The organism is Arthrobacter sp. GCM10027362 (assembly GCF_042679445.1).
Taxonomy (GTDB): domain Bacteria; phylum Actinomycetota; class Actinomycetes; order Actinomycetales; family Micrococcaceae; genus Crystallibacter.
This window is the reverse complement of record NZ_JBHTML010000015.1, coordinates 1-25294: the sequence shown is the minus strand read 5'-3', so window position 1 is coordinate 25294 and position 25294 is coordinate 1. Positions and strand designations below refer to the sequence as shown.

Annotated in this window: 27 protein-coding genes and 1 riboswitch; of the genes, 14 read left to right on the top strand and 13 right to left on the bottom strand. The window is 69.4% G+C overall.

What is annotated here, in order from left to right:
* Positions 1 to 5 precede the first annotated feature (5 nt).
* The 3 genes from ACFQ36_RS04665 to ACFQ36_RS04655 all read left to right on the top strand — a co-directional run bounded on the left by ACFQ36_RS04665 (position 6) and on the right by ACFQ36_RS04655 (position 3324).
* Positions 6 to 1952: an APC family permease gene (locus tag ACFQ36_RS04665; RefSeq protein WP_377011109.1), complete on the top strand. Its 1947-nt coding sequence runs from the start codon at positions 6 to 8 to the stop codon at positions 1950 to 1952.
* Positions 1953 to 2270: 318 nt separating this feature from the next.
* Positions 2271 to 2642 carry a hypothetical protein gene (locus tag ACFQ36_RS04660; protein WP_377011108.1) on the top strand — a complete coding sequence of 124 codons (372 nt, stop codon included), beginning with the start codon at positions 2271 to 2273 and terminating at the stop codon, positions 2640 to 2642.
* A gap of 136 nt (positions 2643 to 2778) precedes the next feature.
* The gene (locus ACFQ36_RS04655; RefSeq protein WP_377011106.1) at positions 2779 to 3324 is read left to right on the top strand and encodes a hypothetical protein; all 546 of its coding nucleotides are present in this window, start codon (positions 2779 to 2781) and stop codon (positions 3322 to 3324) included.
* A 90-nt stretch (positions 3325 to 3414) separates the two neighbouring features.
* Here ACFQ36_RS04655 and ACFQ36_RS04650 read toward each other — a convergent pair whose 3' ends face one another.
* Positions 3415 to 5310 carry a penicillin-binding transpeptidase domain-containing protein gene (locus ACFQ36_RS04650; protein WP_377011104.1) on the bottom strand — a complete coding sequence of 632 codons (1896 nt, stop codon included), beginning with the start codon at positions 5308 to 5310 and terminating at the stop codon, positions 3415 to 3417.
* A gap of 191 nt (positions 5311 to 5501) precedes the next feature.
* Positions 5502 to 5969 carry a DUF4383 domain-containing protein gene (locus tag ACFQ36_RS04645; protein ID WP_377011102.1) on the bottom strand — a complete coding sequence of 156 codons (468 nt, stop codon included), beginning with the start codon at positions 5967 to 5969 and terminating at the stop codon, positions 5502 to 5504.
* Between the two features lie 175 nt (positions 5970 to 6144).
* On the opposite strand from ACFQ36_RS04645, the gene ACFQ36_RS04640 reads away from it, so the two are divergent.
* Complete coding sequence (locus tag ACFQ36_RS04640; RefSeq protein WP_377011100.1) at positions 6145 to 6342, top strand: DUF2795 domain-containing protein; 198 nt, start codon at positions 6145 to 6147, stop codon at positions 6340 to 6342.
* 54 nt (positions 6343 to 6396) lie between these two features.
* On the opposite strand, the gene ACFQ36_RS04635 is transcribed toward ACFQ36_RS04640, so the two are convergent.
* The 4 genes from ACFQ36_RS04635 to ACFQ36_RS04620 all read right to left on the bottom strand — a co-directional run bounded on the left by ACFQ36_RS04635 (position 6397) and on the right by ACFQ36_RS04620 (position 10618).
* Positions 6397 to 6651, bottom strand: a complete 255-nt coding sequence (locus ACFQ36_RS04635; RefSeq protein WP_377011098.1) for a hypothetical protein — start codon at positions 6649 to 6651, stop codon at positions 6397 to 6399.
* Positions 6652 to 6961: 310 nt separating this feature from the next.
* Entirely contained in the window at positions 6962 to 8161 is a 1200-nt protein-coding gene (locus ACFQ36_RS04630) for a M20 family metallopeptidase (RefSeq protein ID WP_377011096.1), read from the bottom strand.
* The gene (locus ACFQ36_RS04625) at positions 8161 to 9321 is read right to left on the bottom strand and encodes an amidohydrolase family protein (protein WP_377011095.1); all 1161 of its coding nucleotides are present in this window, start codon (positions 9319 to 9321) and stop codon (positions 8161 to 8163) included. Before ACFQ36_RS04625 ends, ACFQ36_RS04630 begins: the two co-directional genes overlap by 1 nt.
* Complete coding sequence (locus ACFQ36_RS04620; RefSeq protein ID WP_377011092.1) at positions 9311 to 10618, bottom strand: glutamine synthetase; 1308 nt, start codon at positions 10616 to 10618, stop codon at positions 9311 to 9313. The genes ACFQ36_RS04625 and ACFQ36_RS04620 overlap by 11 nt, the downstream gene beginning before the upstream one ends.
* A 335-nt stretch (positions 10619 to 10953) precedes the next feature.
* Between ACFQ36_RS04620 and ACFQ36_RS04615 the strand changes: the two genes are divergently transcribed.
* From ACFQ36_RS04615 to ACFQ36_RS04605, 3 genes are all read left to right on the top strand, one after another.
* Positions 10954 to 12501: an MDR family MFS transporter gene (locus ACFQ36_RS04615; protein WP_377011090.1), complete on the top strand. Its 1548-nt coding sequence runs from the start codon at positions 10954 to 10956 to the stop codon at positions 12499 to 12501.
* 93 nt (positions 12502 to 12594) lie between these two features.
* A complete protein-coding gene (locus tag ACFQ36_RS04610) occupies positions 12595 to 12822 on the top strand; it encodes a hypothetical protein (protein ID WP_377011089.1) in 228 nt (75 codons plus the stop codon).
* 5 nt (positions 12823 to 12827) lie between these two features.
* Complete coding sequence (locus ACFQ36_RS04605; protein ID WP_377011147.1) at positions 12828 to 13454, top strand: cyclodeaminase/cyclohydrolase family protein; 627 nt, start codon at positions 12828 to 12830, stop codon at positions 13452 to 13454.
* A 58-nt stretch (positions 13455 to 13512) separates the two neighbouring features.
* On the opposite strand, the gene ACFQ36_RS04600 is transcribed toward ACFQ36_RS04605, so the two are convergent.
* The 3 genes from ACFQ36_RS04600 to ACFQ36_RS04590 all read right to left on the bottom strand — a co-directional run bounded on the left by ACFQ36_RS04600 (position 13513) and on the right by ACFQ36_RS04590 (position 15489).
* On the bottom strand, positions 13513 to 14328 hold the full coding sequence (locus ACFQ36_RS04600) for a family 1 encapsulin nanocompartment shell protein (protein ID WP_377011087.1): 816 nt from the start codon (positions 14326 to 14328) through the stop codon (positions 13513 to 13515).
* The gene (locus ACFQ36_RS04595) at positions 14325 to 14717 is read right to left on the bottom strand and encodes a hypothetical protein (RefSeq protein WP_377011086.1); all 393 of its coding nucleotides are present in this window, start codon (positions 14715 to 14717) and stop codon (positions 14325 to 14327) included. Before ACFQ36_RS04595 ends, ACFQ36_RS04600 begins: the two co-directional genes overlap by 4 nt.
* A 142-nt stretch (positions 14718 to 14859) precedes the next feature.
* Complete coding sequence (locus ACFQ36_RS04590; RefSeq protein ID WP_377011083.1) at positions 14860 to 15489, bottom strand: TMEM175 family protein; 630 nt, start codon at positions 15487 to 15489, stop codon at positions 14860 to 14862.
* 126 nt (positions 15490 to 15615) lie between these two features.
* Here ACFQ36_RS04590 and ACFQ36_RS04585 point away from each other — a divergent pair, with 126 nt between their 5' ends.
* Entirely contained in the window at positions 15616 to 16224 is a 609-nt protein-coding gene (locus tag ACFQ36_RS04585; RefSeq protein ID WP_377011081.1) for a TMEM175 family protein, read from the top strand.
* 181 nt (positions 16225 to 16405) lie between these two features.
* Here the strand turns inward: ACFQ36_RS04585 and ACFQ36_RS04580 are convergent, their stop codons facing one another.
* On the bottom strand, positions 16406 to 16642 hold the full coding sequence (locus ACFQ36_RS04580) for an SCO4226 family nickel-binding protein (RefSeq protein WP_377011079.1): 237 nt from the start codon (positions 16640 to 16642) through the stop codon (positions 16406 to 16408).
* A gap of 157 nt (positions 16643 to 16799) precedes the next feature.
* Between ACFQ36_RS04580 and ACFQ36_RS04575 the strand changes: the two genes are divergently transcribed.
* Positions 16800 to 18071 carry an MFS transporter gene (locus tag ACFQ36_RS04575; RefSeq protein ID WP_377011078.1) on the top strand — a complete coding sequence of 424 codons (1272 nt, stop codon included), beginning with the start codon at positions 16800 to 16802 and terminating at the stop codon, positions 18069 to 18071.
* Positions 18072 to 18077: 6 nt separating this feature from the next.
* On the opposite strand, the gene ACFQ36_RS04570 is transcribed toward ACFQ36_RS04575, so the two are convergent.
* A complete protein-coding gene (locus ACFQ36_RS04570; protein WP_377011076.1) occupies positions 18078 to 19085 on the bottom strand; it encodes a peptidase in 1008 nt (335 codons plus the stop codon).
* 180 nt (positions 19086 to 19265) lie between these two features.
* A riboswitch (SAM riboswitch) is annotated at positions 19266 to 19381 on the top strand.
* Between the two features lie 59 nt (positions 19382 to 19440).
* On the opposite strand from ACFQ36_RS04570, the gene ACFQ36_RS04565 reads away from it, so the two are divergent.
* The 4 genes from ACFQ36_RS04565 (at position 19441) to ACFQ36_RS04550 (ending at position 22875) form a co-directional block, all read left to right on the top strand.
* The gene (locus tag ACFQ36_RS04565) at positions 19441 to 19947 is read left to right on the top strand and encodes a flavin reductase family protein (protein ID WP_377011074.1); all 507 of its coding nucleotides are present in this window, start codon (positions 19441 to 19443) and stop codon (positions 19945 to 19947) included.
* Positions 19948 to 20136: 189 nt separating this feature from the next.
* Positions 20137 to 21201, top strand: a complete 1065-nt coding sequence (locus ACFQ36_RS04560) for a methionine ABC transporter ATP-binding protein (protein WP_377011072.1) — start codon at positions 20137 to 20139, stop codon at positions 21199 to 21201.
* The gene (locus ACFQ36_RS04555; RefSeq protein ID WP_377011070.1) at positions 21198 to 21911 is read left to right on the top strand and encodes a methionine ABC transporter permease; all 714 of its coding nucleotides are present in this window, start codon (positions 21198 to 21200) and stop codon (positions 21909 to 21911) included. Before ACFQ36_RS04560 ends, ACFQ36_RS04555 begins: the two co-directional genes overlap by 4 nt.
* Positions 21912 to 21963: 52 nt before the next feature.
* Positions 21964 to 22875: a MetQ/NlpA family ABC transporter substrate-binding protein gene (locus ACFQ36_RS04550; RefSeq protein WP_377011068.1), complete on the top strand. Its 912-nt coding sequence runs from the start codon at positions 21964 to 21966 to the stop codon at positions 22873 to 22875.
* Between the two features lie 72 nt (positions 22876 to 22947).
* Here the strand turns inward: ACFQ36_RS04550 and ACFQ36_RS04545 are convergent, their stop codons facing one another.
* Positions 22948 to 23577: a hypothetical protein gene (locus ACFQ36_RS04545; protein ID WP_377011066.1), complete on the bottom strand. Its 630-nt coding sequence runs from the start codon at positions 23575 to 23577 to the stop codon at positions 22948 to 22950.
* 64 nt (positions 23578 to 23641) lie between these two features.
* Positions 23642 to 24193, bottom strand: a complete 552-nt coding sequence (locus tag ACFQ36_RS04540) for a TetR family transcriptional regulator (RefSeq protein ID WP_377011064.1) — start codon at positions 24191 to 24193, stop codon at positions 23642 to 23644.
* A gap of 76 nt (positions 24194 to 24269) precedes the next feature.
* On the opposite strand from ACFQ36_RS04540, the gene bioB reads away from it, so the two are divergent.
* Positions 24270 to 25294 (top strand): biotin synthase BioB (gene bioB, locus ACFQ36_RS04535; protein ID WP_377011062.1); only part of this gene is annotated, 1025 nt, incomplete at its 3' end.

Sequence of the window (25294 nt, the reverse complement as noted above, 5' to 3'; positions counted from 1 at the left end):
GGCTCGTGCTCGAACTGCTGAGTGCGTTCAAACGGTTCCTTCTGGGCCGCCCCTACCGGAGCGAGCGGCTGGCGCATACCCTGCTGCCCAAGCGTATCGCCCTGCCGGTCTTCGCCTCCGACGCGCTCTCCTCCGTGGCGTATGCGCCGGATGAAATCCTGCTGACCCTGGCCTTGGCAGGCATCTCCGCCGTCGCCGTCGCGCCCTGGGTCGGGCTGGCCGTGATGGCGGTGCTGGTCACGGTTGTGGCCTCCTACCGGCAGAATGTCCACGCCTACCCCTCCGGCGGCGGCGACTACGAAATTGCCCGGGAAAACCTGGGCAGGCCCGCCGGCCTGACCGTAGCCTCCGCCCTGCTCGTGGACTATGTCCTGACCGTGGCGGTCTCCATGTCTTCGGCAGCGCAGTACCTGATCACCGCGGTGCCCGCGCTGGAAGGCGACGCGGCCGCCATCGCGGCGGCCGGCGTCGTCGTCCTGGTCGTGGTCAACCTGCGCGGGGTCCGGGAGGCCGGGACCGTGTTCGCGGTGCCCACCTATGCCTTCATGGCATCGATCCTGGGCATGACGGCAGCCGGCCTCGTCCAGGCCGCCGCCGGCACGCTGCGCCAAGCACCGTCCGCGGCGTTCGGAATCGCCCCGGCGGCGGGCATGGAAAACGGCCTGACGGGGCTGGCCGGAGCCTTCCTGCTGCTGCGCGCGTTCTCCTCCGGCGCCGCGGCGCTGACCGGCGTCGAGGCGATCAGCAACGGCGTACCCAACTTCCGCAAGCCCAAGAGCCGCAACGCTGCCACCACGCTGCTGCTGCTCGGCTGCATCGCCGCATCCATGCTCGCAGGAATCCTCTTCCTGGCCAGCCGCACCCGGGTCCATCTGGCCCAGGATCCCGCCACCGAACTGCTGCTGGACGGCCGGCCCGTCGGCACGGACTACATCCAGCGCCCGGTGATCAGCCAGCTGGCCGAAACCATCTTCGGCGACGCCTCCATTCCGTTCTACATTGTGGTGGCAGCCACCGGAACCATCCTGGTTTTCGCCAGCAACACCGCGTTCAACGGTTTCCCGGTGTTGGCCTCCATCCTGGCCAAGGACGGCTACCTGCCGCGGCAGATGCACACCCGCGGCGACCGGCTGGCCTTCAGCAACGGCATCCTGGCGCTGGCCGCCGGCGCCCTGGTACTGATCATCGCGTTCCACGCCGACGTCACCCGGCTGATCCAGCTCTACATCGTGGGCGTCTTCGTCTCCTTCACAGCCAGCCAGCTGGGCATGATCCGGCACTGGAACCGGCAGCTGCGCCTCACCCGCGACGGGCCGTCGCGGCGGCACCTCTCCAAGTCCCGCACGGTCAACAGCATCGGGCTGGGCATGACGGCCACCGTGCTGGTGATCGTGCTGATCACCAAGTTCGAGCACGGCGCCTGGATCGCGCTGGTGGCCATGGCGGGCTTGTACCTGCTGATGAACGCCATCCACACCCACTATGCGCGCGTGGCCGTGGAACTGGCGGCAGAGGCCCCGGACGACGGCGCGGGCCCGACCAGGCTGCATGCCGTGCTGCTGGTCTCGCAGGTCCACAAGCCGACCTTGCGCGCCCTGGCCTACGCGCGGGCTTCCCGCCCGGACCGGCTCGATGCGGTCACGGTCAACCTCGACGACGCCGCGACCCGGCGGACGCTGGCGGACTGGGAGACGCTGGGGCTGCCGGTCCCGCTCAGGGTGCTGCCCTCGCCGTACCGCGAAACCACCCGGCCGATCCTGGACTACTTGCGCGCCCTCCGCCGCGAGGACCCGCGGTCGCTGATCGTGGTCTATATTCCGGAGTATGTGGTGGACAGGTGGTGGGAGAACCTGGTCCACAACCAGACCGCGTTGCGGATCAAGGCCCGCCTGCACTTCGAACCCGGCGTGATGGTGGCCAGCGTGCCGTGGCAGCTTGCGCCGTCTCGCTGAGCAGGAAGGCACGCCCAGGGCATGACCGGAACTGCTTTTCCAGTCCGGGGACTGTCATTGATCAATCCCCATCCCCTACGATTGAGGAACACCGCCGGGGTGCGGTGGACGCACCGGAGGAAGATTCCTCCTGAGGATGTCACTTGAGGGGATGGCAGCCGGTCCGGTGCCTGCTGGACGGGGCGGCCCGCGCCGGTCCGTCGCAAAGAGGCGGAGGGCCAAGCCGGCGCCAGGAAGCCAGCCGGTCCGCCGCACACAGGCGAGGCGCAGGCCGCCCGCATCCTGGATCCCCGGATATGCACGGAAGCAGTTGACATCATGAAGATTTCAGTCACTTGGCGTCTGCTGATGGTGATCGCAGGCATGCTGGTGGCCCTGATGGCAGGATGGGGGGCAGCCGCCCCGGCCGCGGCGATGGAGATCACCGCCAACGGATCCTCGCTGTCTCTGAGCGTCGCCGGGAACGGCTCGTACAGCGTCCGGGGAAGCGGGTACACGGGCAGTCCCATCCATGTCTGGGTGGTGAACATCCGTAAGGATCGTGCGGTGGATCAGAGGTCCATCAAGCCGCGGCACGGCTCCTTCTCCTTCAGCGGCGGCGGGCTGGAATGCAATGCCGCTTACAAGGCGGTCAGCTTCAGCAAGCTGGACGGCTGGAATGAAAGCAGGCCGGTTTCCCGCAAATGCTAGAGATTGGGGCGCACGCCGATTGGGATGCTCCCGCAGCCGGTAACGATTCCGGAGCATTTTGCTCCGGACCCGCCCACAACCGACCATGGCGCCATATCATAGATGAATCCATCTCGCAACTTTGAGGCGGTACGTCATGAAGAAATTACCCGCGTGGCTGGCGGTCCTGCTGCTGGTCCTGGGTCTGGGGCTGGTGGCACCGAGCACGGCCAGCGCAGCCCCGTATTGCGGAATCAACTGGGGGTCGCAGGCCAAGTCCAAGTCCCTCATGGTCCAGTCGCCGATCATCAATGTCCGTTCGGGCAGGCACCCCTGCTTTGACCGGCTGGTGGTCGATCTCAAGGGCAAGGCGCCGGGCTACACCGTCCGCTACGTCAAGTCCGTCCTCGCGGAAGGATCCGGCAAGAAAATCCCGCTGCGCGGTGCCGCCGACCTGCAGGTCACGGTCCGGGCACCGGCGTACAACAGCGCCGGCAAGGCCACCTATTCGCCGAAGAACCCCAGGGAACTGGTCAATCTGAAAGGCTACGAGACGTTCCGGCAGGCGGCGTGGGGAGGCAGCTTCGAAGGTGTCACCACCATCGGGCTCGGTGTGCGGTCCCGGCTGCCGTTCCGGGTCTTTACCCTGACAGGCCAGCACAACATGTCGATGCTGGTCATCGACGTCGCCCACCGCTGGTAAACACCACAGGCCGGTAAACACCACAGGAGGTACAGCAGGCGGCGGCCCGTCCGGCCGCCGCCTGCCCTGTGCCGGCCGCCGGCCGATTAATCAGCCGGCGGCGGCCTGCAGGAACTTCTTCGCCATCGGCGCCCCGGTGACCGCGCCGAGGTCGCCGTCCTCGACAAACACGGAAATGGCCAGGTCCCCCTGCGCCGCAATGACCCAGGAATGGGTCTTCAACGGTGTACCCGAGCCGTACTCGGCGGTGCCGGTCTTGCCAATCACCGGCTCGCCCGGCAGTTCGGCCAGGCTCGACAGGTAGCCGTCGGTGACCGCCGCGCGCATCATCGTCCGCAGCTGCCCGGCCTCCTCGTCCGTCAGCTTCGGCCCCTCGGCCAGCTTGGCGCCGCCGTCGCGCCCCTCGACCAGCTGCGGCACCACGGCCTCGCCCTTGACCACGGAGGCCATCAGCACCCCCAGCGCCAGCGGCGACACCTGCACCCTGCCCTGGCCGATCATCGAGGCCGCGTGGGCGGTGCCGGTCTCGTCCCTCGGGACATTGCCGAAGAACGCTTCGAGCCCGATGTCCGCCTCCATGCCAATGCCCAGGGCACCGGCGGCCTCTGCCAGCTGGTCCTGCGAGAGGTTTTCGAACTGGGAGACAAAGGCGGTGTTGCAGGAGTGCGCGATAGCCTCGGTCAGCGTGATTGTCCCGGTGTAGGCCGCCGGATAACCGTCCGCGTTCTCGAATTTCTTGCCGTCCGCAGAGAATTGCGGAGCGCAGGTGACTGTGGATTTGGCCGTCTTCCCCTCGCGCAGCAGCCCCAGCGACGTCGCGATCTTGAAGGTGGAGCCGGGGGCGTAGCGGCCCAGGAAGGCGGTGTTGTAGCCGCCGCTGCCCGGGCCGTTAGCCGCGGCGAGGATCTCGCCGGTGGACGGGCGGATGGCCACAATGGAGCTCGGGGACGCCGTGTCCGCCAGGACCTTCTCGGCCGCGGCCTGCAGCCTGGGCACGAGGCTGGTCTTCACCGCCGATCCGTCCACCGGTTCGGTGGCGAAGAGTTCGCGCGACGGCGCCTCGGCGCCGTTTCCGGCCGGCTTGCCGACGGCGCTGATGGTCAGCCCGGGTGTACCTGCCAGCTCCTTGTTGAAGGAAGCCTGCAGGCCCGAAGCGCCGACCAGCTCGCCCTGGACAATCTGCCCCTCGGATTTTTCGATGTCCTCGGCGGTGGCCTCCCGGACGGAGCCGAGGATGGCTGAGGCGAATTCGCGCGTGGGGGCCAGCGGGAGCGACCGGGACAAGGCCCTGGCCCCCTTGATTGCGTCCAGCGCGTCCTGGTCCAGCTTCCGGTAGGCGGCCTGGCGCAGGGTGATGGCCTCCACGAAGGCATCGGGTCCAAAGCCGGACACCATCTTCGCGTACTCCCCGGCGTCAATATCGACGACGGCGGCGAGCGCCCGTGCCGAAGCCTCGGCCTGGGCCGGGGAGAGCCCCTTCTTGTCGATGCCCACCACCTTGACCGGCCGGTCCTTGACGATCGCCTGGCCGTTCGCGTCCTGGATGTCACCGCGCTTCGGGTCCGTGACCTGCAGGGACAGCCGCTCCCCCGCCTGCAGGGTCGGTTCGATGGCGGCCGGGGACCACTGGATGTCCCAGGGCGTCTCCGCGTCGCCGGTGCGCTTCAGCTCCGCGGTGGCGGTGTAACTCCAGTCCTTGTCCGTGTCCGGCAGGTCCCAGGTGTAGTGCAGCGTGGCCCGGGCGGTGTCGCCGCCGGTCTGGCTGACCTCGCCTACCGTCACGGCGGGCTTGAGCGGTGCCATGCCCTCGGTGGCTTTGGCAAAGGCGGCCTGCACGTCCGCTGCCGGGGTGCTGAATTCCAGCTTTGCCAGATTTCCGGCCGTCAGGGCGGCGGCCAGGGCTTCCGCGGTGGAGCGCCCGTCGTCTTTCGGCGCGCAGGCCGTGCCCGCGGCCACCAGCACCAGAGCCAGCAACGTTCCTGCCATGCGCCGAAGCATGTTCCTCCCAAGCCTGTCTACGCCTTCGGTTCCCATCTAGTCTGCACCATGGTGAAACCACCAGGTGCGGCGTTACTTCCGAAGACGGGCACAGCCTGGGCAGGACCCAGGCACAGGACGGTGGCGGCGCCTTGCGGCACCGCCACCGTCCGGATTACGCTCCTCGGGCCCCTTGCCCGTCAGGTACGCCCCATAATCCCCCGGCGCTCCCTGGTCAGCAGGAAGCCCAGCGCGACCATCGCCACGCCGAGGACGAAGTGCAGCCAGTTGTCCGCGGTGTTGATCGGAACGAAGTTGGCTGCGGTCTCGTGGCCGATGATCAGTCCGTACAGCCAGAGGGCCAGGTAGACCACACCGCCCCAGATCAGGTAGTTGCGGGAGCCGGCAACGCTACGCGCCAGTGCCAGCCCAACCACGCCGTAGAGCAGGTGGACGATATTGTGCAGGACCGACACTTGGAACACGCCGAGCAGCATGGCCCCGGAATCATGCCCGGCAAAGGACATCAGGTTGTAGTTGGTGGTAATGCCGGGAATGAAGCCCAGGATGCCGACGAGCAGGAAGACCACGCCGGCGGCCATGGCCGCCTTCTGGACATTCGTGTACGCGTGGCCTCGGACATGGGCGTAATTTGGTGATGCGGTCATTGCATTCCTCCATTCGAAGGACGCCGCCTCCCGGGACGGCATCTGACTAACTGCGGAGCCGCGTTCGTATCTCTATAATATCCCTATAGTAAGTGAGCTTATGGATATTCGTTCCGCGATTTTTTCCCTGGGACACCATCCCCCGCGGGACGGCACGATCAGAAAGGCCCGGACGATGGCGGACAAACCGACTCCGATAGAAATCCAGAAGGCCTTGGGCGGGGTGGACTACCCCGCTTCCGCCGAGGACCTGGTCAAGAACGCCGAGCAGTCGGGTGCGGACAAGTCCGTGCTGGACGTGCTGCGGAAGCTTCCGAAGGGCTCCTATAACAGCCCCGCGGACGTCAGCAAGGCCGTATCGGACTCGGCCTGACCCTTCGGCGTTCTTGACCCGGGTTCAGCGGCAGGACCCGTTCCCGGGAAATCCCTATAACAGGGAGGGACGCCTATCGGACCGGACCGCCTCCTCCGCGACAGCCATCGAGGCGGCAAAGGTGCTGATCCGCGCATTCAGTTCGGGCGCGGTCAGATTGGCCGCCACGGTAATGGTGTCCAGCCCCGCGCCGGCTCCCATCGCTTCCATAAGGGCCGAGTCCAGGGCAGCCTGCGCCTGGTCCATTTCGGCCTGCAGTGACTCCAGACAGGCAGCAGCGGCCCAAACCTGTTTGATTTCCTCGTTCACGTCGCTCCCTTCCCTCGAGTGGGCCGGCAGGTGCCCGGCCAAGTAATCCCACCCTACCGGTGGGACAGACAGTTCTGTCTACCTCCGGCAGGGAAACGGGCCTCCCCAGGTGAAAGTTCATGACCTGCCCGGGCATCCACCGGGACCTCCCGGGACGCCGGCAGGACAGGCAAGACTTCCAGCGAGGCTGCGGCGTACCGTAAGGGCAGCGCGGTGGACGCAGCCGGTAAGGCGCCCGATGGACTGCGCCGACGGCACCCCGCCACAAGTCCCGCAGAAGTGCTTCGGCGCGGACGTCAGCAGGTAGCATTCAGGCTTCGCCGACCAGGCCGAGCTTCCGGACGGCGCCCACGTACATCGCAGCCATCGCCCGGGCCGCGTGTTCCACGGCCGCATCGGCCGGGAGGAACGAACTCGAGTGCAGCGTCGGCGGACTGCCGTCCGCCGCGGCGGAGCTGTCCACGCCGAGGAAGGCCATCAGGCCGGGAATCCGCTGGGTGAAGAAGGAGAAGTCGTCCGAGCCGCAGCTGCGCAGCGGTTCCGCCAGCGGCAGCCCGGCCCGCTCCAGCCAGTAGGCTGCGTGGCGGGCCAGCGCGTCGTCGTTCACCAGCACCGGCTCGCCCCGGGTGATGCTCACCGTCGCCCGGGCTCCGGACGCGCGGGCGATGTGCCGGGCCGCCTCCCGCAGGCCTTTGTGCATCCGGTCCTGGGCCGCGCCGGTCATCGTCCGCACCGTGCCGCGCAGCACCGCCGAGTCCGGAATGACATTGGCCGCCGACCCCGCCGCCAGCTGCCCGACGCCCAGGACCGCCGGTTCCACCGGGCTGACGCTGCTGCGGACCAGGTCGTAGAGGGCCAGGGTGATCCTGGCGGCAATCGGCACCGGATCGATGGCCGTGTGCGGGTAGGCGCTGTGGCCGCCGCGGCCGTGGACGGTGATTTCGAACTCGTCATAGGCGGCGTTGACGGCCCCGCTGCCGATGCTGACCGCACCCGCCGGCAGCCCCGGATGGACGTGCACGGCCAGGACCGCCTCGATCCCTGCCGATTCCAGCACCCCCTCGTCCACAATGTCGCTGGCCCCGGAGGGAGGGCCTTCCTCCCGCGGCTGGGCAATTGCGGCCACCGCCGCCGGAAGCCGAAGCCCGGCCGCGGCCCGCGTGAACGCCACCAAGGCTGCCTGGTGCACGTCGTGCCCGCAGGCGTGCATCGCACCGTTCACTGCCGCCCACGGGACTCCGGTGGTCTCGTGGACCGGCAGCGCGTCCAGCTCGGCGCGGATGCCTACCACGGGGCAGTCCCCGGGGCCGGTCCGCGCGATGAACCCGGTGCCGGCCACCGGCTGCACGGCCATGCCCAGTTCGGCCGCCAGCAGCGCAGCTGCGGCTTCTTCCTGCCCCGAAACGCAGGGGTTCCGGTGCAGGCGGTGACGGAGGTCGACGGCGGCGGCCAGTTGTGCCTCGAGCGCCGTGTTCAGCGCCTCGAGCAGTGCGGCCGCAGACCACCCCATCAGGCGTCCAACCCGTACACGCGCGCCGCGTTCCGGTAGCCGACCAGGGCGGCGACCCGCTCGGCGTCGGCCATCGACCACTCGCCGGCGTCGATCCACCGGGCCGCCGCGCCGCCGAAGCCACGCCGGAACAGTGCGGCGCCCAGGTAGTGCAGTTCGGCCAGCCCGACGGCGTCGGTGGAAAACAGCGCCTTGTGGAAGGGCGTCAGTTCCAGGGATTCGGCGATCACGGCCGGGGACCGGCTGCCGGTATGGTTCACCGCCAGCCCCACGTCCACATAGACCTGCGGGAAGACCTGGGCCAGGTAACCCGCCTCCCGATGGTAGGGATAGCAGTGCAGCAGCATCACCGGCACGCCCGTGCCGCGGGTGGCCCGCAGCCAGCCGGTCAGGTGCAGCGGGTTGCACCGGTGCAGGTCGACGTCGGCGTCCCCGTAGCCGGTGTGAAACTGGATGGGCCTGCCCAGCTGAAGGCCGGTCCAGAGCAGGTTCCGCAGCAGGACCGGGTCCTCGATCCTGGGGGTGGCCCCCCCGGCCTCCAGGCGGCCCAGCCAGCGGGCGGCGGCAAGCTCCACCTCGCGTGCCGTGGGCGGCGACGGGTCGAAGTCGAGCCCGCACCGGTAGGCTGCGATGGACTTGAGCCCGGCGGCATCCCCGGCCGCGCGGGTGAGGGCCTCGGCGAAGTCCGCACTGAACGACGGTGGCGTGGTTCCCTTGGCCGCGACCTGCTCGGCCACATGCTCCAGCCGGACAATTTCCCGGGCTGCCCCTCCGGCCAGGGCTGCGGTCTGCGCCGGCGAGGTCAGCTCCTCGGCGCGGTAGCCGGTGTCCACGAGGAAGGTTCCGATGCCGGCCGCGGACAGCAGGCTCCGGTTCACGGCCCCGGCTCCGAGCTGGAGCCGCCGCGCCAGATAGTCCTCCGGCCCCGCGTGCGGTTCCAGGTCCAGCAGCGGCGCGCACCAGCGGCGGATGGCGAAGCCCAGCTGGCTGTCGAACATGCTGGTGCCCGGCGGGGCGGGCCAGTTGGATTCGGTCGCCAAGGCCTCGAACCCGGCCCGGTCCAGGTCCGAGGCTGCTACCCCGTGGCAGTGGTGGTCCGTCAGTTCCAGCCCCTCCATCACCGTACCGGCACCCGGCAGCGCATCAGGCTCAGTAGACACCGGCGTACCTCCGGCATTTTTCGACCTCATCCAGGCCTTCGAGCCGGCGCAGCTCGTCCAGCTTGAGCGCCCGCTGCACCTGCAGCAGCTCCGGGGCGAGCCAGCCGGACACCACCGGGTCCTCCTCGAGGGCCACCAGCGCCTCCGGCAGCGAGGCGGGCAGCCGGACAATGCCCGCACAGCGCTGCTCGTCCTCCCGGATTTCCTCGATTGGCCGGTCCATCACCGCCGGTGCCGGCAGCCGCTGCCGGATGCCCTCGAGCCCGGCGCGGATCAGCATGCCCATGACCAGCCAGGCATTGCCGGTCGCGTCCGCGGCCCGGAACTCCAGGTTCAGCTGGCCGGCCGGGTCCCTGCCGCCGATCCCGATCGTTGGGCACAGTCTCAGCATGGCTTCGCGGTTGTTCCCGCCCAGGAAGGCATGGGTCACCGACCACCGGTGGGGCACCAGCCGCAGGTAGGAAACTTCGCTCGCCGCCGTAAAGGCCAGCAGGGCCCGGGCATGGCGGATGATTCCCGCAGCGAAGGAGCCCGCGGCTTCGGACAGCAGGCCCGGACGGGCGGCGTCGTACATTACCGGCGTGCCGGCGGTGTCCTGCAGGCTGAAGTGCACATGCACGCCGTTGCCCACGCCGCCGGGGTCCAGCAGCGGCGCGAAGCTCGCCTGCTGCCCGCGGGCACGGGCCAGGTTCCGCACGATGTCGCGCAGCAACACCGCCCGGTCCGCGGCGGCCAAGGCACCGGCGGCGGCAACGGTGACCTCGCACTGATGGGCGCCGTATTCGGCCAGCCAGTTTTCCGGCTGCAGCCCGGCCCCGGCCAGGATTCCCACCAGCTCGCTGCCCAGCGGCTCAATGCGGAGCATGGCCTGCAGGGACATGGGGGGCTCCGCGGGCTCGTCAGTGACCAGCGTGAACTCATGCTCGAAGGCGCCGAACACTTCCAGGCCCGTCTCCTGCTCCAGATCCCGGATGGCATGGCGGAGGAAGGTGCGCGGGCAGCACTGCCAGCCGGAGCCGTCCGTGCGGGTGATGTCCGCCAGGACCACGGTCAGCGGCGGACGGCCGGGGATCCCGTCAATGCGGGCCAGGGACCGCTCGTCCGGCACCAGCCGCAGGTCGCCGGTGGCGTCGAACGGGCTGCCCTCGACGATCTTCCCGAAGGCACCGACGCCAAGGTTGGCCGGCACCCAGCCGCAGCCGGCTTCCCAGTCCAGCTGGGCCAGGGGCATGCCCCGGCCCCGGGTGATGGCGCACAGGTCATTGGTGGCGATGAATGCCAGTTCCTGCTCAGCCATCCGGTCCTCCTGGGCTGGATCCGTCCGCATGCGCTGCGCCGATTCAATCACCTCCCGCAGCCTGCCGGAAGGCCTTGGCCTCCGCTTCCCGCGGCGGCAGCGCGAAAGTCCGGGGCCTGTACCTGGACAAGGCGGACGGGCACGAGCAGTTTGAGCCGTGGCGCAGCACGCTCAAGATGCCGCGACCGACGGCAGGTGGCCGGGAAGCCGGAATTTGCCTGTCGGCGGGGACGTTCCATTCTGGGGGCGGATACCGGGCGGCCACCGCTGCAGGCGAGGCCCTGCAGGCGCGCCGCCGGCCGGCGCCACCCGCGTCCTGTCCCGGAAGAGGCCGCATGAAAAAGACACCTGGCGAAACCGGCACCGAGGCTGCGGCCGGGCAAACCCGGCCGCAGCGGACCAACCTGGTCTTCCTTGGCCTGATGCTGGCCGTGCTGCTCGCCGCGCTGGACCAGACCATCGTCTCCACCGCGCTGCCGACCATCGTCGGCGACCTGAACGGCCTGGAGCACATTTCCTGGGTGATTACCGCGTACATCCTCGCGGCCACCATCGGCCTGCCCGTCTACGGCAAACTCGGCGACCTGTTCGGGCGCAAGAGCATCTTCGTGTTCGCCATCGCGGTCTTCCTGGCCGGTTCCACCCTCTCGGGCCTGGCCCGGAACATGGTCCAGCTGATCATTTTCCGGGCCCTCCAGGGCATGGGCGGCGGCGGGCTCATGGTCGGCGCGCAGGCAATCATCGCGGACCTGGTCTCCCCCCGCGAGCGCGGCAGGTATATGGGCCTGATCGGCGGGGCGTTCGGCCTGGCCTCGATCAGCGGACCGCTGCTCGGCGGGTTCATCACCGACTACTGGAGCTGGCGGTGGGTCTTCTACATCAACCTGCCGCTGGGTGCGGCGGCCCTGGCGGTGATCATCCCCGCCCTGCAGCTGGCCAGGCCCGGCGGTCCGCGGCCAAGGCTGGACTACGCGGGCATGGTACTGCTGGCGATGGCCAGCACGGCGGCCATCCTGCTCACCAGCTGGGCCGGCAACACCTACGCCTGGGACAGCCCGGTAATCATCTGGCTCGGTGTTGCTGCCGCCGCGGCGGCGGCGCTGCTTGCCGCCGTCGAGCGCCGCGCCGCCGAACCGGTCCTGCCGCTGCGGCTGTTCCGAACCCGGAACTTTGCGCTGCCCACCCTGATCGGCATCGCCGTCGGCATTGCGATGTTCTCCACGATCGCCTACATGCCGACGTTCCTGCAGATGGTCAACGGCGCCACCGCCGTCCAGTCCGGGCTGATGATGATCCCGATGGTCGCCGGCATGCTCACCGCCACCATCGGCACCGGCCAGCTCATCTCGCGCACCGGCCGGTACAAGATCTACCCGGTCCTCGGTACGGTGCTCATTGTCGCGGGGCTGGTGCTGCTGTCGCGGATCTCAGATGCCACCCCGTACGCCTTCACGGCCGCGGGACTGGTGGTCCTGGGCCTGGGGGTCGGCTGCGTCATGCAGAACCTGGTGCTGATCGTGCAGAACAGCGTCCCGCAGCGCAGCATGGGCGCGGCAATCTCCACCACCAACTACTTCCGGCAGATCGGGGCCAGCTTCGGCATCGCCCTGTTCGGATCCATTTTCATCAACCGCCTCGCGGACCGGCTCGCCGGCGCCCCCGCGGGCGTTCCCGACGTCGGCACGGCGGGCTTCAGCTCGCTGAGCCCGGCGGTGCTGCGCGCCATGCCGGCCCCGGCGCACGAGGCGATTGCCCGTGCCTTCGGCCAGGCACTGCCGCCGATCTTCCTGCTCGCGGTGCCGCTGATCGTGGTCGCCCTGGTGCTGGCGCTGTTCATCCGGGAGACTCCGCTCTCGGAGACCGTCGGCGGCAGCTCCGAATGACTTCCAACGGCTCACGCACCGATGTTCCGCTGGGACGGCTTTGATACTAAGTTTGCTTAGTGAAGTGGTCCCCATCCCGGAAAGGAGCACGACGTGACCGAACAGGCACTGCCCGACCCCGAACTGAACGTCCAGGGCGAGGATCCGGTCATCCCGGACGAGGGCATTGACGCGGTGCCGCCGGAGCTGGTGGCATCCGGCACCGGCACGGACTCGGAGCGGCCGGTGGACGAGACACTCTCCGACCGGCTCGAAGGCGGCGCCGCGAGCGAACGCGACGGCGCCCCGGCACTGGAACCGAATGAAACGGACGGCAGGTGAGCCAGATGATCGCCGAGGAGACGATTGCAGGATTCCTGGACCGGCTCGCGTCCGGCCGGGCGACCCCGGGCGGCGGCGCGGCGGCTGCCCTGCAGGCGGCACAGGCCGCGGCGCTACTGTCCATGGCAGCCAATTTCACCACCGGCCCGCGCTTCGCCGAACACGAGCGGGCCGCCCGGCGCCTGGCCGAAAAGGCCCGGGACCTGATTCCCCAGGCCCTGGCCCTGGCCGACGACGACGAGCAGGCTTTCGACCGCGTGGCGGAGGCCTACAAGCTGCCGCAGGAATCCGAGGTGGAGCGATCGGCCCGCGGCGGCGCCGTCCAGGACGCGTTGCGGGAAGCGGTCCGGCCGCCAAAGAAACTGATCTTCCTGACCAAAACCATCCTCAGCATCGGCGAGGAGCTTGCCGGTTTTGCCAACCCGGATGTGCGCAGCGACATCGCCGCCGCACTGGAGGCGGCGCGCTCGGCGGCCGCCGGGGCGCGGGCCACGCTGGCTGCCGACCGGACGGGCATCACCGACGGCGGGATCGCGGAGACCCTCCAGGGGCCGGCCTCGGATGCGGCAGAGGTCATCGAGGCCTGCGGCAAGCTGTCGGAGGAACTGAGGAGGCAGATCCGCGAAGGCTGACGGACCTCCCGCGTGCGCCTGTGGCAGGTCCGTCCAAGGCCCGATCGACAGCGGGCAGCTACTGCTCTTCGCTGCCGCGCAGGTGGATGGCGGCCTCCGGCGTCGCCACCTGGAAGCTGAAGGACTGCTCCAGGTAGAGGTGCACGGTGTCGGCGTCGTGGCGGCTGTAGCCGATGGAGAGGTCCTGGCCCGACTCGAAGAGGAAGTCCCCGCCGCGCAGGCTCATGACAATGGCTCCGCGCACGCCCGGCGCCCACACGATCGGCCCGTGCAGGATCCGCTGCAGATGCTCCGAGAGCAGGTAGCCGCCCCGCTCGGTGCTCTCCATCACGGCGTTGTAGTGCCCCGGCCCCAGGGCCAGGCCGAAGGGCTCGCCGATGCCTGCCTGCAGGAGGACGGTGACCGCCTTGGCCACCCGCTTGGGATAGTCCACGAAGTCTTCCACCCGGGGCACGGGGTCGTGCGGCGAGACCTGGGTGACGCCCGGGATGCCGGCTTCCTCCCAGCCGTGCAGCACGGCGACGTTTTCGGCGCTGGCGATCCGCAGGGCCGCCTCGGCCAGGTCGTCCAGATCGGTATAGACGGCGCCCCGGTCATAGGCCTCGAGTTCGCGCCGGGAAACCGTGAAATCCGCGCGGACCTCCACCAACGGCAGGACCCGGCGCTGGGCGACGACCAACCCGTTGTTCAGGGGAAGCTGCTCGGTTCGGCCCAGGTTCGTGGCCGAGTATTCCCACCCGTGGGGGCCGTTGAAGTCGACGAGCTTGCGCGCCCCGAGCGCCACGGAAAGGCGCTGCCGGGCCTCCCGGTCGAGCAGCCGCCAGCCGGCGTCGGAGATTGGGGCGAGCTCGCGCAGGAGATGGTTGGCGGTCACTGGTTCTGCTCCTTCAGGCTGCCGATGCCAAGGGACGATCCGGGCGGAACGGCAGGCGGCCCGCCGTCGGTCCCGCCGGCAGCGGCCCTCTCGGATGCCTCCCCGTTGGCCACGATGTCCCCGTCCTGGAAAAGGATCCCGCGGGCAATCTCCCGCCACTGGGGCTTGGTGCGGAGCAGGAACTCCAAGTCCATGCTGAAATGCTTGTACTCTTCGGCCAGCGAGTCCTGCATGATGGCCCGCGCCGCAGGATTCCGTTCCAGCGAGATGCGCTGTTCGTACCAGCTGATCGCCTCGGCTTCCTCGGTCAGGTTCGCGCACATCCGGGCAAAGGTCCGTGTCTCTGCGGAGAGTTCGCCCGCCGGTTCGTGGTACTGCTCAAAGCCCATCTGAAGACCTCCGATGGCGTCACCGGGAACTCGGAAATACCCTTCGGCCAGCGTATAGCGGCGTCCCGGTGAAGGCTACCCCTCCACCCGGCGGCGGGCGGCCTGCCTGGCCAACGGCAGTGGAGCCGATGGACGCACTGCGTCAGCGGATCCGTGCGGCCAGCCGGTCGACGGTCCAGCCCGCCGGGATGAGCAGCAGCCAAAAGTACATTGCCGCCCCCGGGCTGGCAAACGCCAGCGGAATGCTCAGCAGGAACACGATTGGAACCGGCAGGAGGGCCCGGTACATGTAGCTGTACAGCGCCTTGTCCACCACCGGCGAGACGAGGCCGGCACGCCAGGCATGGACCCAGATCAGGTTCAGGCTCAGGAACACTCCCGCCGTCACCGCCGCGTAGAGCACCGGGGGCCACGGAGAGGATTTGCCGCCATAGTCGCTGAGGAAGCTCGTGGGCATGGGCAGGATCGCGATGAAGAAGAGCAGCAGCAGGTTGAGCAGCTGCAGCCGCCGGTCGTAGCGCTGGATGACGGTGAATTTTTGGTGGTGGTCCAGCCAGGCGCTGCCGATCACTGCGAAGCTGAGCGCGTAGGCAAAGAATTGAGGCCATGCCTGGGCCAATGCCTCGCCCAGCCGTCCCTGGTCCAGGCCCTCCGGAATATTCAGGTCGAGGACCAGCAGCGTCATGGCGATGGCGAAAACCGCGTCGCTGAAGAAAACCGTCCGGTCCGTGGAATTTCCCGACCGGAACAGCCTTTTGTACCGCTGGGTCACCGGTTCGGTTCCAGCCGGCCGGTCGTCCCTGGCTTCCATCCCACGAGCGTAGCGCCGGATGGTACGCCCCGGCAGCTTCCCAACCCGGCAACTGTTCCGCCATGATGCCTGCATGGGAGCCACACCATGAACAAGAACCGGCTCGAGGCCTTCAGCGACGGCGTCCTGGCCATCATCATCACCATCATGGTGCTGGAGCTGCGGGTCCCGGAGGAGCCGACCTGGCACGGCCTGCTGGCGGTGGCGCCCACGTTCCTGAGCTACCTGCTCAGCTTCATCTACGTCGGCATCTACTGGGCCAACCACCATCACATGCTCCAGCTCGCCGGGAAGGTCAGCGGCGGGGTGCTTTGGGCGAACCTGCACCTGCTGTTCTGGCTCTCGCTCTTTCCCTTCACCACGCGCTGGATGGACGAATCCGGCTTTGCCCAGGTCCCGGTCCTGGTCTACGGGATGAATCTGCTGCTGGCCGCCATCGCCTACTTCGTCCTGGAGCGTGCCCTGATTCGGCAGCAGGGCCGCAACGGCGCCCTGGCCAGGGCCGTGGGACGGGACTGGAAGGGCAAGGCCTCCCCCGCCATCTACCTGCTGGGCCTGGCGCTAACCTTCGTCCACCCGCTGGCGGGCCTTGCCGCCTACACGGTGGTGGCCACGATCTGGCTGGTCCCGGACCGCCGGCTCGAACGCTATGTGGTGCACTCGGCCTCCCACCCGCCCGGCGGGCAGGGGCCGTAAAAGCCAGGCGAAGCTGGCCGAGGCCGCGTCCAGGGCCGCGGTGATCCCGGGCTTGGCCAGCAGCCAGGCCGGCGCCGTCGCCGTAATGGAAATGTCCCGGGCGGAGGCCATCTTGGGTGTCCGCAGCAACGGCTGGGCCGGCGACCACATGGCGCCGGCCCAAGCGCGGGTGCGGGCTTCTTCAGACGACGAGCGGGACGGGATGGATCTCATCCGCCGGATGCCCGGTCCGCTCGTGCACCCGCTGGACGGCGTCCGCGGACGGCGCCTCGGAGAGGCAGTAGACGACGCCGGATTCCGGGTCCGCCCAGGCCTGCTTGAAATTGACGCCCTCTTCGCCCTGGGCGGCGATATCGGCCGCATGGGCCGCCTTCAGGCCTTCCGCCGTTATTCCCACCATATGGTGATGTACATCCATGAATTCCGGCATCACAATCACACCTATCTGGTTGCTGCTGGTTGGAAAAAGGGACATAAAAAACGCTACGCCGGTGCCCGGCCAGGGGAAAGGGCGGGCTGTGCCCGCACCACCGGGCCGCCGGGGAGTTGCAGGCAGCGAACGGTAAGCTCGTAGCGTGACGCAGCCCGCCGACTCCGGCACCCCGGTATCCGGATCCCTCCCCCGCTGGCCGCTGTCCCCGTGGCGCACCGTCACCGCGTTCGGGCTTGTCAGCCTGACCGCGGACATGGTCTACGAGGGCGCCCGTTCGATCACCGGCCCGCTGCTGGCCGGGTTGGGAGCAAGCGCCCTGCTGGTGGGGCTGGTCACGGGGGCCGGCGAAGGCATCGCGCTGCTCTTCCGCCTGCTGTTCGGACCGCTGGCGGATCGCACCCGCAGGTACTGGACCCTGACCCTGGCCGGCTATGCCATGACCGCGGTCTGCGTGCCGTTGCTGGCCGTTGCGCCGTTCGCCGGGGGCGCCGGCCTGGTGCTGGCCGTGGGGCTGATCCTGGCCGAACGCGCGGGCAAGGCCGTCCGCTCGCCGGCCAAGTCCGCGCTGCTTTCCTATGCCGCCGGCGCCGTGGGCCGGGGCCGGGGGATGGCCGTCCACAAGATGCTGGACCAACTCGGCGCGTTCGCCGGGCCGCTGCTGGTCGCGGCCGCGATCGGGGCCACCACGGCCATCTGGCCGGCCCTGGCCCTGCTCGCCCTTCCCGGGGCGGCGGCCATTGCCCTGCTGCTTTGGCTGCGCCGCCGCGTCCCGGACATGAGCGTCTACGAACCTGCGGAGCCGGCGACGGCGGGCGACGGCGTCGCCGCGGCCTCCCGGGCGCGGACCGCACTGCCGCGGGCCTTCTACCTGTTCGCCGCCTCGGCCGGGGCCGTGACCGCCGGGCTGGTGACGTTCGGGGTGATCGCCTTCCACTTGACCGAAACCGGCCTGCTGCCGCTCGCCGCGGTGCCGCTGGCCTATGCCGGGGCAATGCTGGCCGAAGCGGCCGCGGCCCTGGCCACGGGCTGGGCCTACGATCGGCGCGGTGCCGGCGTGCTGCTGGTCCTGCCCGGCCTGGTCGCGCTGGTTCCCGGGCTTGCGTTTTCCGCCAGCCTCGGCCCGGTGCTGGCCGGCGTCCTGGCCTGGGGCATTGCCACCGGCATCCAGGATTCCACCGTCAAGGCGCTGGTGGCAGACCTGGTTCCGTCGGGCCGGCGGGCCACGGCCTACGGCATCTTTGCGGCCATCCAGGGCGCTGCGGCGCTGGCCGGCGGCGCACTCGCCGGCGGGCTCTACGGCCGTACGCCCGTGCTGGTTGCCGTCGTCGGGGCCATCCAACTGGCGGCGCTGGTGCTGCTGGCCGCGGCGCTGCGGGCACGGCCGGTTCACCGGCGGCCCGGCGCCCTGCTGTAACGCCGCTCAGATCCGCGGCGCACAGGGGCCGGTGCCCAGGGCGGCCAGGCCTACCAGGTCCCCGGCACCGAAATCGGTCTGCCCGTTGCTGGTCTCCGCCATGAGCTGCGATTTGTCGGGGGTATGGCCCAGCCCGACAATATGCCCCAGCTCGTGCTGGATGGTGGCTTGGACCGCGGCGGTGCCGCCGGGCTCGCGCAGCCTGACGCCCAGTGCGGTGGCATTGAGCCTGACCTGGCCGGTCACCAGGACATCCGGGGACCCCTCCCCGGAGACCGGCAGCGCCCGGGCGTCGCCCAGCCGCGTGGTGCCGCCGGGCGCCTCGGCCAGCGCGAACATCGGCTCCTGTTCCGGCGTCACCCAGTCGATCAGTACCGGCGCCCACCGGTCCCCGTAGCGGTCCGGCTGGTACGCGGCACGTTCGTCCGAAGCCCGCTCCTGCGTCTCGCCGTCGGCGACGAACTTCAGTCCGGTGGCTTGGGAAACCCGGGATACCGCGGCGCCGATCAGCTCGCCGCCGCCAGGCGGCTGATGGCGGCTGTTCACCACATAGTGGACCGGCCGGCAGGGGCTGAAAGCGACAAAAGGCCGGCCGCCCACCCCTGCGTAGTTGAACTTGTAGGAGCCGCTGGCGGCCGTGAGCGGCCGGGGCGCTCCGAGCGGCCGGCCGGCCTCCTCGTGCCCGGGCATGGGGTGGTCCCGCAGGGCAGGCGGCGTCAGCAGGTCAACGGGCACAAACCGGTTCCACAGGTCCCCGCCCACGGCCAGCGTCAGGCATGCCGCCAAGGCTATGATGCAGCCGGTGGAATAGTTCCGCCCCCGGCGCGAACGCAGCGGCCGCCGCACCTGCTGCGGGCCGGGCCGGGCGGGCCGTCCGTTGGACGGGCTGCGGCGCCCGGGGGCCTTCTCGAAGACCCATTGCGGGATCCGTCCGCTTAGCGAGCGCGGCAAACCGCCGAACCCGCCGCCGTGCTTTGGGCGTTCTGCGGCCCCTGTCCCCCAATGATTGGTCATCCCCCAATGGCCTTTCAACGATATTCACGATGCCGGGGACACCTGCGCAAAAGACCGTGCTCCCTGCTGGATCATTGCATACGGCGGGGACGGTGGGAAGGGCAGCAGCCGCGCCGCGAACTTTACGAACTGTTGCCGGCAGTTGACCCCGGGAGCCTGAAGCTTCTAGCGTTGTACGCGAATCAAGAGCGCCAACGTCAAGCCCTGGCTCGTTGGCCGGCAACCCTCTCGCAGTAGCGGGGTGCTCCAGGTGAAGATTCGGCCCGCCGGAACAGCCGGTGTGGCAAGTACCGCGCTTCGGCCGGCTGTGCAGCGGCACGCCCGGCCGATCGCCTAACGGCAAAGGACCACCGTCATGTCACTCAGCGATGACCTCCAGCCTGGGGCACTCCGCAGAGCCTTCGGCCGCTTCCCGTCCGGCATCGCTGCCCTTTGCTCCCTGGTCGACGGCGCCCCGCAGGGCATCGTCGCGTCCTCCTTCACGGTGGGCGTCTCCATGGAACCGCCGCTGGTGATGTTCGCGGTCCAGAACACCTCCCGCACCTGGCCCATCGTCCGCCGGTCGGAACGCATTGGCGTCTCCATCCTGGGCACCGCCCACGACGGCGTCTGCCGGCAGATCGCGTCCAAGACCGGGGACCGTTTCGCCGGCCTGCGCCTGCACACCACCGACGGCGGCGCCATCCTCCTGGAGGAGGCGGCGCTGTGGCTGGAGTGTTCGGTGGAACAGGAAGTCCCGGCGGGCGACCACCACGTGGTGCTGCTGCGGGTCCACCAGCACGCCACGCATGAGGACGCGCACGAGCCGCTGATCTTCCACGCCTCCGGCTTCAAGAAGCTGGAACAGCCGGCCTTCGTGTAGCGGACCCGCCTGCCACCGTTGGTCGGGCAGGCCGCTCCGCGGCCGTATCGGGATCCGGCGGCTTGCCTCACCAGGTCTCGATACGCTCGTTCCCCGCTACTCGACCAGCGGCCGTTCCAAGCCTGCCCTGCCCTACCCTTCCCTGCCCTTTTGTCCTGCCCGCTGCGGGCACTACAGAAAAGAACCGCCATGATCCGTCTCGATCAGCTAACCAAGGTCTACGGCCACGGTACGAACGCCGTCACGGTCCTTGACCAGCTGGACTTCGCCGTCGACCGCGGCGAGATCTTCGCCGTCGTCGGCCCCAGCGGGGCCGGCAAGAGCACCCTGGCCCAGTGCATCAACCTGCTGGAGCGGCCCACCTCGGGGTCCGTCGTCGTCAATGGCGAGGACCTGAGCAGCCTGCCGGAAAAACGCCTGCGCGAGGCGCGCCGGCGGATCGGCACCGTCTTCCAGTCCGCGAGCCTGTTCAACCGCCGCACCGCGGCGCAGAACATTGCCATGCCCCTGGAATACCTCGGCGTCGAGCCGCGCGAAATCAAGGCCCGCGTGGGTGAACTGCTCGAGCGCGTGGGGCTGTCCCACCGCGCCAACCACTACCCGCACCAGCTCTCCGGCGGCCAGCGCCAGCGGGTGGGCATTGCCCGGGCTCTGGCCCTGCGGCCCTCGGTGCTGCTCTCGGACGAGGCCACCTCCGGGCTGGATCCGGAAACCACCCGCTCGGTGGTCGCCCTGCTGCGCGAGCTGCGCGACGACCTGGACCTGGCGGTCGTGTTCATCACGCACGAGATGGACACCGTGCTGCAGGTGGCCGATTCGGTGGCCAGGCTCGAGCACGGGCGGATTGTCGAGTCCGGCCGACTGGTGGACCTGCTCACCAACCACGACTCGGCCCTGGGCCGCGCCCTCCAGCCGCACCTGACGCCGGCGCTGCCCGCCGACGGCGCCCGGCCCTGGCACGTCACCTACGATTCCCAGGATGTTCCGCAGGACTGGCTCCAGCGGATCTCGCAGGAGCTGGGCGAACCGGCCTCGCTCCTGGCAGCCACCATCCAAACCGTCAACGGCGTAAGCACGGGCAAGGCCACCGTCGGACTGCGCGCCGCTTCCCCGGACCTGGTCCAGGACGCCTTCGCCCGGCTCGGCCTGCGGGCCGAACCCGGCCACAACCTTGCCGGCCCTGATCGGCACGACACAGCCCGGCACGACACCGCGCGCGAGGACGCGCCCGCAACCTTGGAGCACGCACTATGAGCATTCCTGCCGCCATCGGCGTCGTTATCCCCCGCTCCGGCGACACCGCCCTGGCCGACCTGCCGTCCCTGCTGGTGCCGGCCTACGGCGAAACGCTGACCATGGTCGGCATCGTGATGTCCATCGTGGTCCTGGTCGGCACGCCGCTGGCCGTGGCCCTGCACAATATGGCCCCGGGCGGCCTGTTCGAAAACCGCGCCGTCTACGGCGTGCTCAGCTGGGTCGTGAACATCGGCCGGTCCCTGCCGTTTTTGATCCTGATGGCCGCCATCGTGCCGTTCACCCGGTTCGTCACCGGCACCAACATCGGCATCCCGGCCGCCGTGGTGCCGATGTCCCTGGCGGGCATCCCGTTCTTCGCCCGGCTGGTGGAGAACTGCCTGCGGGACGTGCCGCGCTCGGTGACCCAGGCCGCCCGCGCCTCGGGAGCCTCCCCGCTGCAGATCATCCGCACCGCCCAGCTGGGCGAGGCGGTCCCGGCGATCATCGGCGGCCTGACCATCAACACCATCGCCATGATCGAATATTCCGCGATTGCCGGCACCATCGGCGCCGGCGGCATCGGCTACGTGGCCGTCACCTACGGCTACCAGCGCTTCGACCACACGGTCATGCTGGCCACCATTGTCATCCTGATCCTGACCGTCGCCCTGGTGCAGCTGCTCGGGGACCGGCTCGTCCGGTTCACCACCCCGGCCCTGCGCCATTGACCTTCCCTCTCCCCTTCCCCTTCCCCCACCCCGCGTTGAAAGGCAGTCCGCCATGACCATTACCGAAAACAAGAACGGTTCCCCGCCGCAGGACCACGGCTTCACCGTCCGCAAGCGCCGCAAGCTGCCCTGGCTCCTTGGCGCCGGCGCCGCCGTCGCCGTCGCCGGCTCGCTGATCGCCGGCAACCTGCTCGGCGGCGCCAAGTCCCCCAACGAAGTCCCCGGCGCCACGCTCACCGTGGTCACCGCCGAAGGCAACCAGGCCGAGCAGGCCCTGGTGAACTTCGTGGCCGAGGAGGTGGCCCCCAAGTACGGCATCAAGGTGGCCTTCAAGGGCCTGAGCGACAGCAACACGCTCAACCGCGCGGTGAGCACCGGCGAGGTCGCCGGCACCGTCTACCAGCACAAGCTCTGGCTCTCCCAGGTCCTCGAGGCCAATCCGGACTTCAAGGAAACCGCCGCCACCCCGGTGTTCCGCTGGGGCTTCGGCGTCTGGTCCGCCAAGTACAAGTCCGTGGACGAACTGCCCAACGGCGCGGTGGTCTCGCTGTACTCGGATCCGGCCAACGAGGCCCAGGGCCTGTGGCTGCTCGAGCGCGCCGGCCTGATCAAGCTCAAGGACGGCATCAACAAGTGGCAGGCCACCCAGAAGGACATCGTGGCGAACCCGAAGAACATCCAGTTCAAGCTGCTGGACTTCGCCGCCCAGTCCCGTGCGCTGCCGGACCTGGACGCCGCCGTCGGCTACACCGAGTACTACACCGCGGCCAAGGTTCCGCTCGAGCAGCAGATCTACGCCCCGCCGGCCCCGGACGAGTTTGCCGGCCAGCTGACCGTGGGCTCGGACTACCTCGACACCGAGAACGTCCAGAACCTGATCAAGGCGTTCAAGGACCCGGCGGTGCAGGACTTCCTGCGCACCGACCCGGACGTCAAGGGGCTGCTGCTGCCGGTGGACAGCTGATCTGCTGAATCCCTGATGCGTGGATCCCGCGTTCCAGCCCCGGAACGCGGGATCCTTGCATATCTGCCGGGCTCACTGACTTGGTGGCGCCAGCGTCAGCGGCAGGCTGCGCCGCCCGTCGGGGAACTTGATCCGCAGCACTGCCTCGCGGGTGGAATCGGGCACCACAAAGAGGACATCCCCGGTCTTGGACGCGCCGGCCGCCACCAGCTCGTTCAGCCCCGACGTCGGCGCGATGCTGTCGCCGCCGGCGTCCAGCCGGAAGGTGGAATCCCAGAAGTTCATGTCGTACCGGCCGCGATTGGTGCATTTGATGGAAAACGTCACCGCCACGTAGCCATCGACGTCGGGCCGTGCCTGTGCCCGGAGCACCGCATACTCCGCCTCCCCGGAACGCACGGGCCGTCCTGCGTCCGGGACGGCCACCGTCCAGTCGCCCGCCGCCTCGGTCGGAGGGTTTCCCGGCGCGGGTGATCCCCCCGGCTTGGAGGATCCGGCGGAGCCGGCAGCCCCGGTGGTGCCCGGCGAGGCCGTGGCGGCGGGTTCCGGTCCGGAGCCGGACCTGCCCAGCAAACCGGCCTGGGACAGGCCGACCAGCAGCCCGGTCACGGCGGTGATCACCGCCGCGACCGCGGTCAGCAGCCCGGGCAGGGTGGTCCACCAACTGGCGGGCTTCCCGCCGTCCGCCTTGTCCTCCGGCATGCCGGTCACCCCCGGCCGATCGGTCCGTGCTGACGCTTGGCATTGTACGCTCCCGAGCCGCGGCTCAGGCAGGTTCCGGCAGCAGCCCCGCCAGCAAAGTGTCCACCCCGAACAGGAACGCTTCGCCGTCGTCCTGCCCGTTGGCCGGAAGCAGGCCCGCATGCGCAAGTTCGGCGTGGGTCTGTTCCTCCGCCACCGCGCCCAGGATGTAGTGGATCAGCATCCGGGCACCCCAGCGTGCCTGCTGTGCCGTCAGCGGTCCGGCCGCCAGCAGCGCCTCGAGCTCGCGCAGCGGCACCAGCAGGTCCGGCCGGAGCACCTGCGCCAGCGAGACGACATCGGCCGCCCCGGGCACCGCCAGCAGAGCGGCACGGATGTCCTGCGCCGCCTGCCGGACTCCGGTCCGCAGGTCCGCTCCCGCGGCCACGGACACCGGGGCCAGAATGCGCTCGGCCAGCACGGTGAGCAGCTCCTGCTTGTTTTTCACATGCCAGTACAGCGCGCCCGGCTGGACGTCGAGTTCCTTGGCCAGCCGGCGCATGGACAGGTCTGCCAGCCCGTAGCTGGTCAGGATCGCCAGGGCGGCGTCGACGATCTGCTCGCGCGTCAAGGCCACCGGCATCCCCCTTCATGTCCAGACTCCATCATGCAACATCGTTGACAACGGCACCGCGCCGCCCCACGATTGAACGGTGTTCAATTCCTACAATTACTTCGCTGACCTCGCCGACCGGCAGCTGGCCGGCGGCACCCTGACCCGCGAGGACGCCCGCACCATCCTCGCCTCCGACGATGATGCGCTGCTGGACCTGGTGGCCGCGGCCGCGAGGCTGCGCCGCGCCCACTTCGCCGACACCGTCAAGGTGAACTACCTCGTGAACCTCAAGTCCGGCCTCTGCCCGGAGGACTGCACGTACTGCTCACAGCGCCTCGGCTCGGCCGCCGAAATCCTCAAGTACACCTGGCTCAAGCCCGAGGAGGCCGCCGAGCAGGCCGCCAGCGGCATCCGTGCCGGCGCCTCCCGGGTGTGCCTGGTGGCCAGCGGCAAGGGACCCACGGACCGGGACGTGGACCGGGTGGCAACCATGGTCCAAGGGCTCAAGGACGAGCACCCGCAGGTGGAGGTCTGCGCCTGCCTGGGCATCCTCAAGGACGGGCAGGCGGACAAGCTCAAGGCCGCCGGGGTGGACGCCTACAACCACAACCTCAACACCAGCGAGTCCAACTACGCCGACATCTGCACCACCCATGAGTATGCGGACCGGGTGCGCACGGTGGGCAAGGCCAAGGAGGCCGGCCTCTCCCCCTGCTCGGGGCTGATCGTGGGCATGGGCGAGACGGACGAGGAGCTGATCGACGCGGTCTTCGCCCTGCGCGAACTGGGCAGCGACTCGATCCCGGTCAACTTCCTGATGCCCTTCGAGGGCACCCCGCTGCAGGGCACCTGGCTGCTCACCCCCGCGCACTGCCTGCGGATCCTGGCGCTGGTGCGCTTCGCCTGCCCGGACACCGAACTGCGCATGGCCGGCGGGCGGGAAATGCACCTGCGCTCGCTGCAGCCGCTGGCCCTGCACGTGGCCAACTCGCTCTTCCTCGGCGACTACCTCACCAGCGAAGGCCAGGCCGCGCAGGCGGACCTGGACATGATCGCCGACGCCGGCTTCGTGGTGCTGGCCCCGGCCGGGCCGGCCCCGGTGCCGGCAGCGGACGGCGGCGA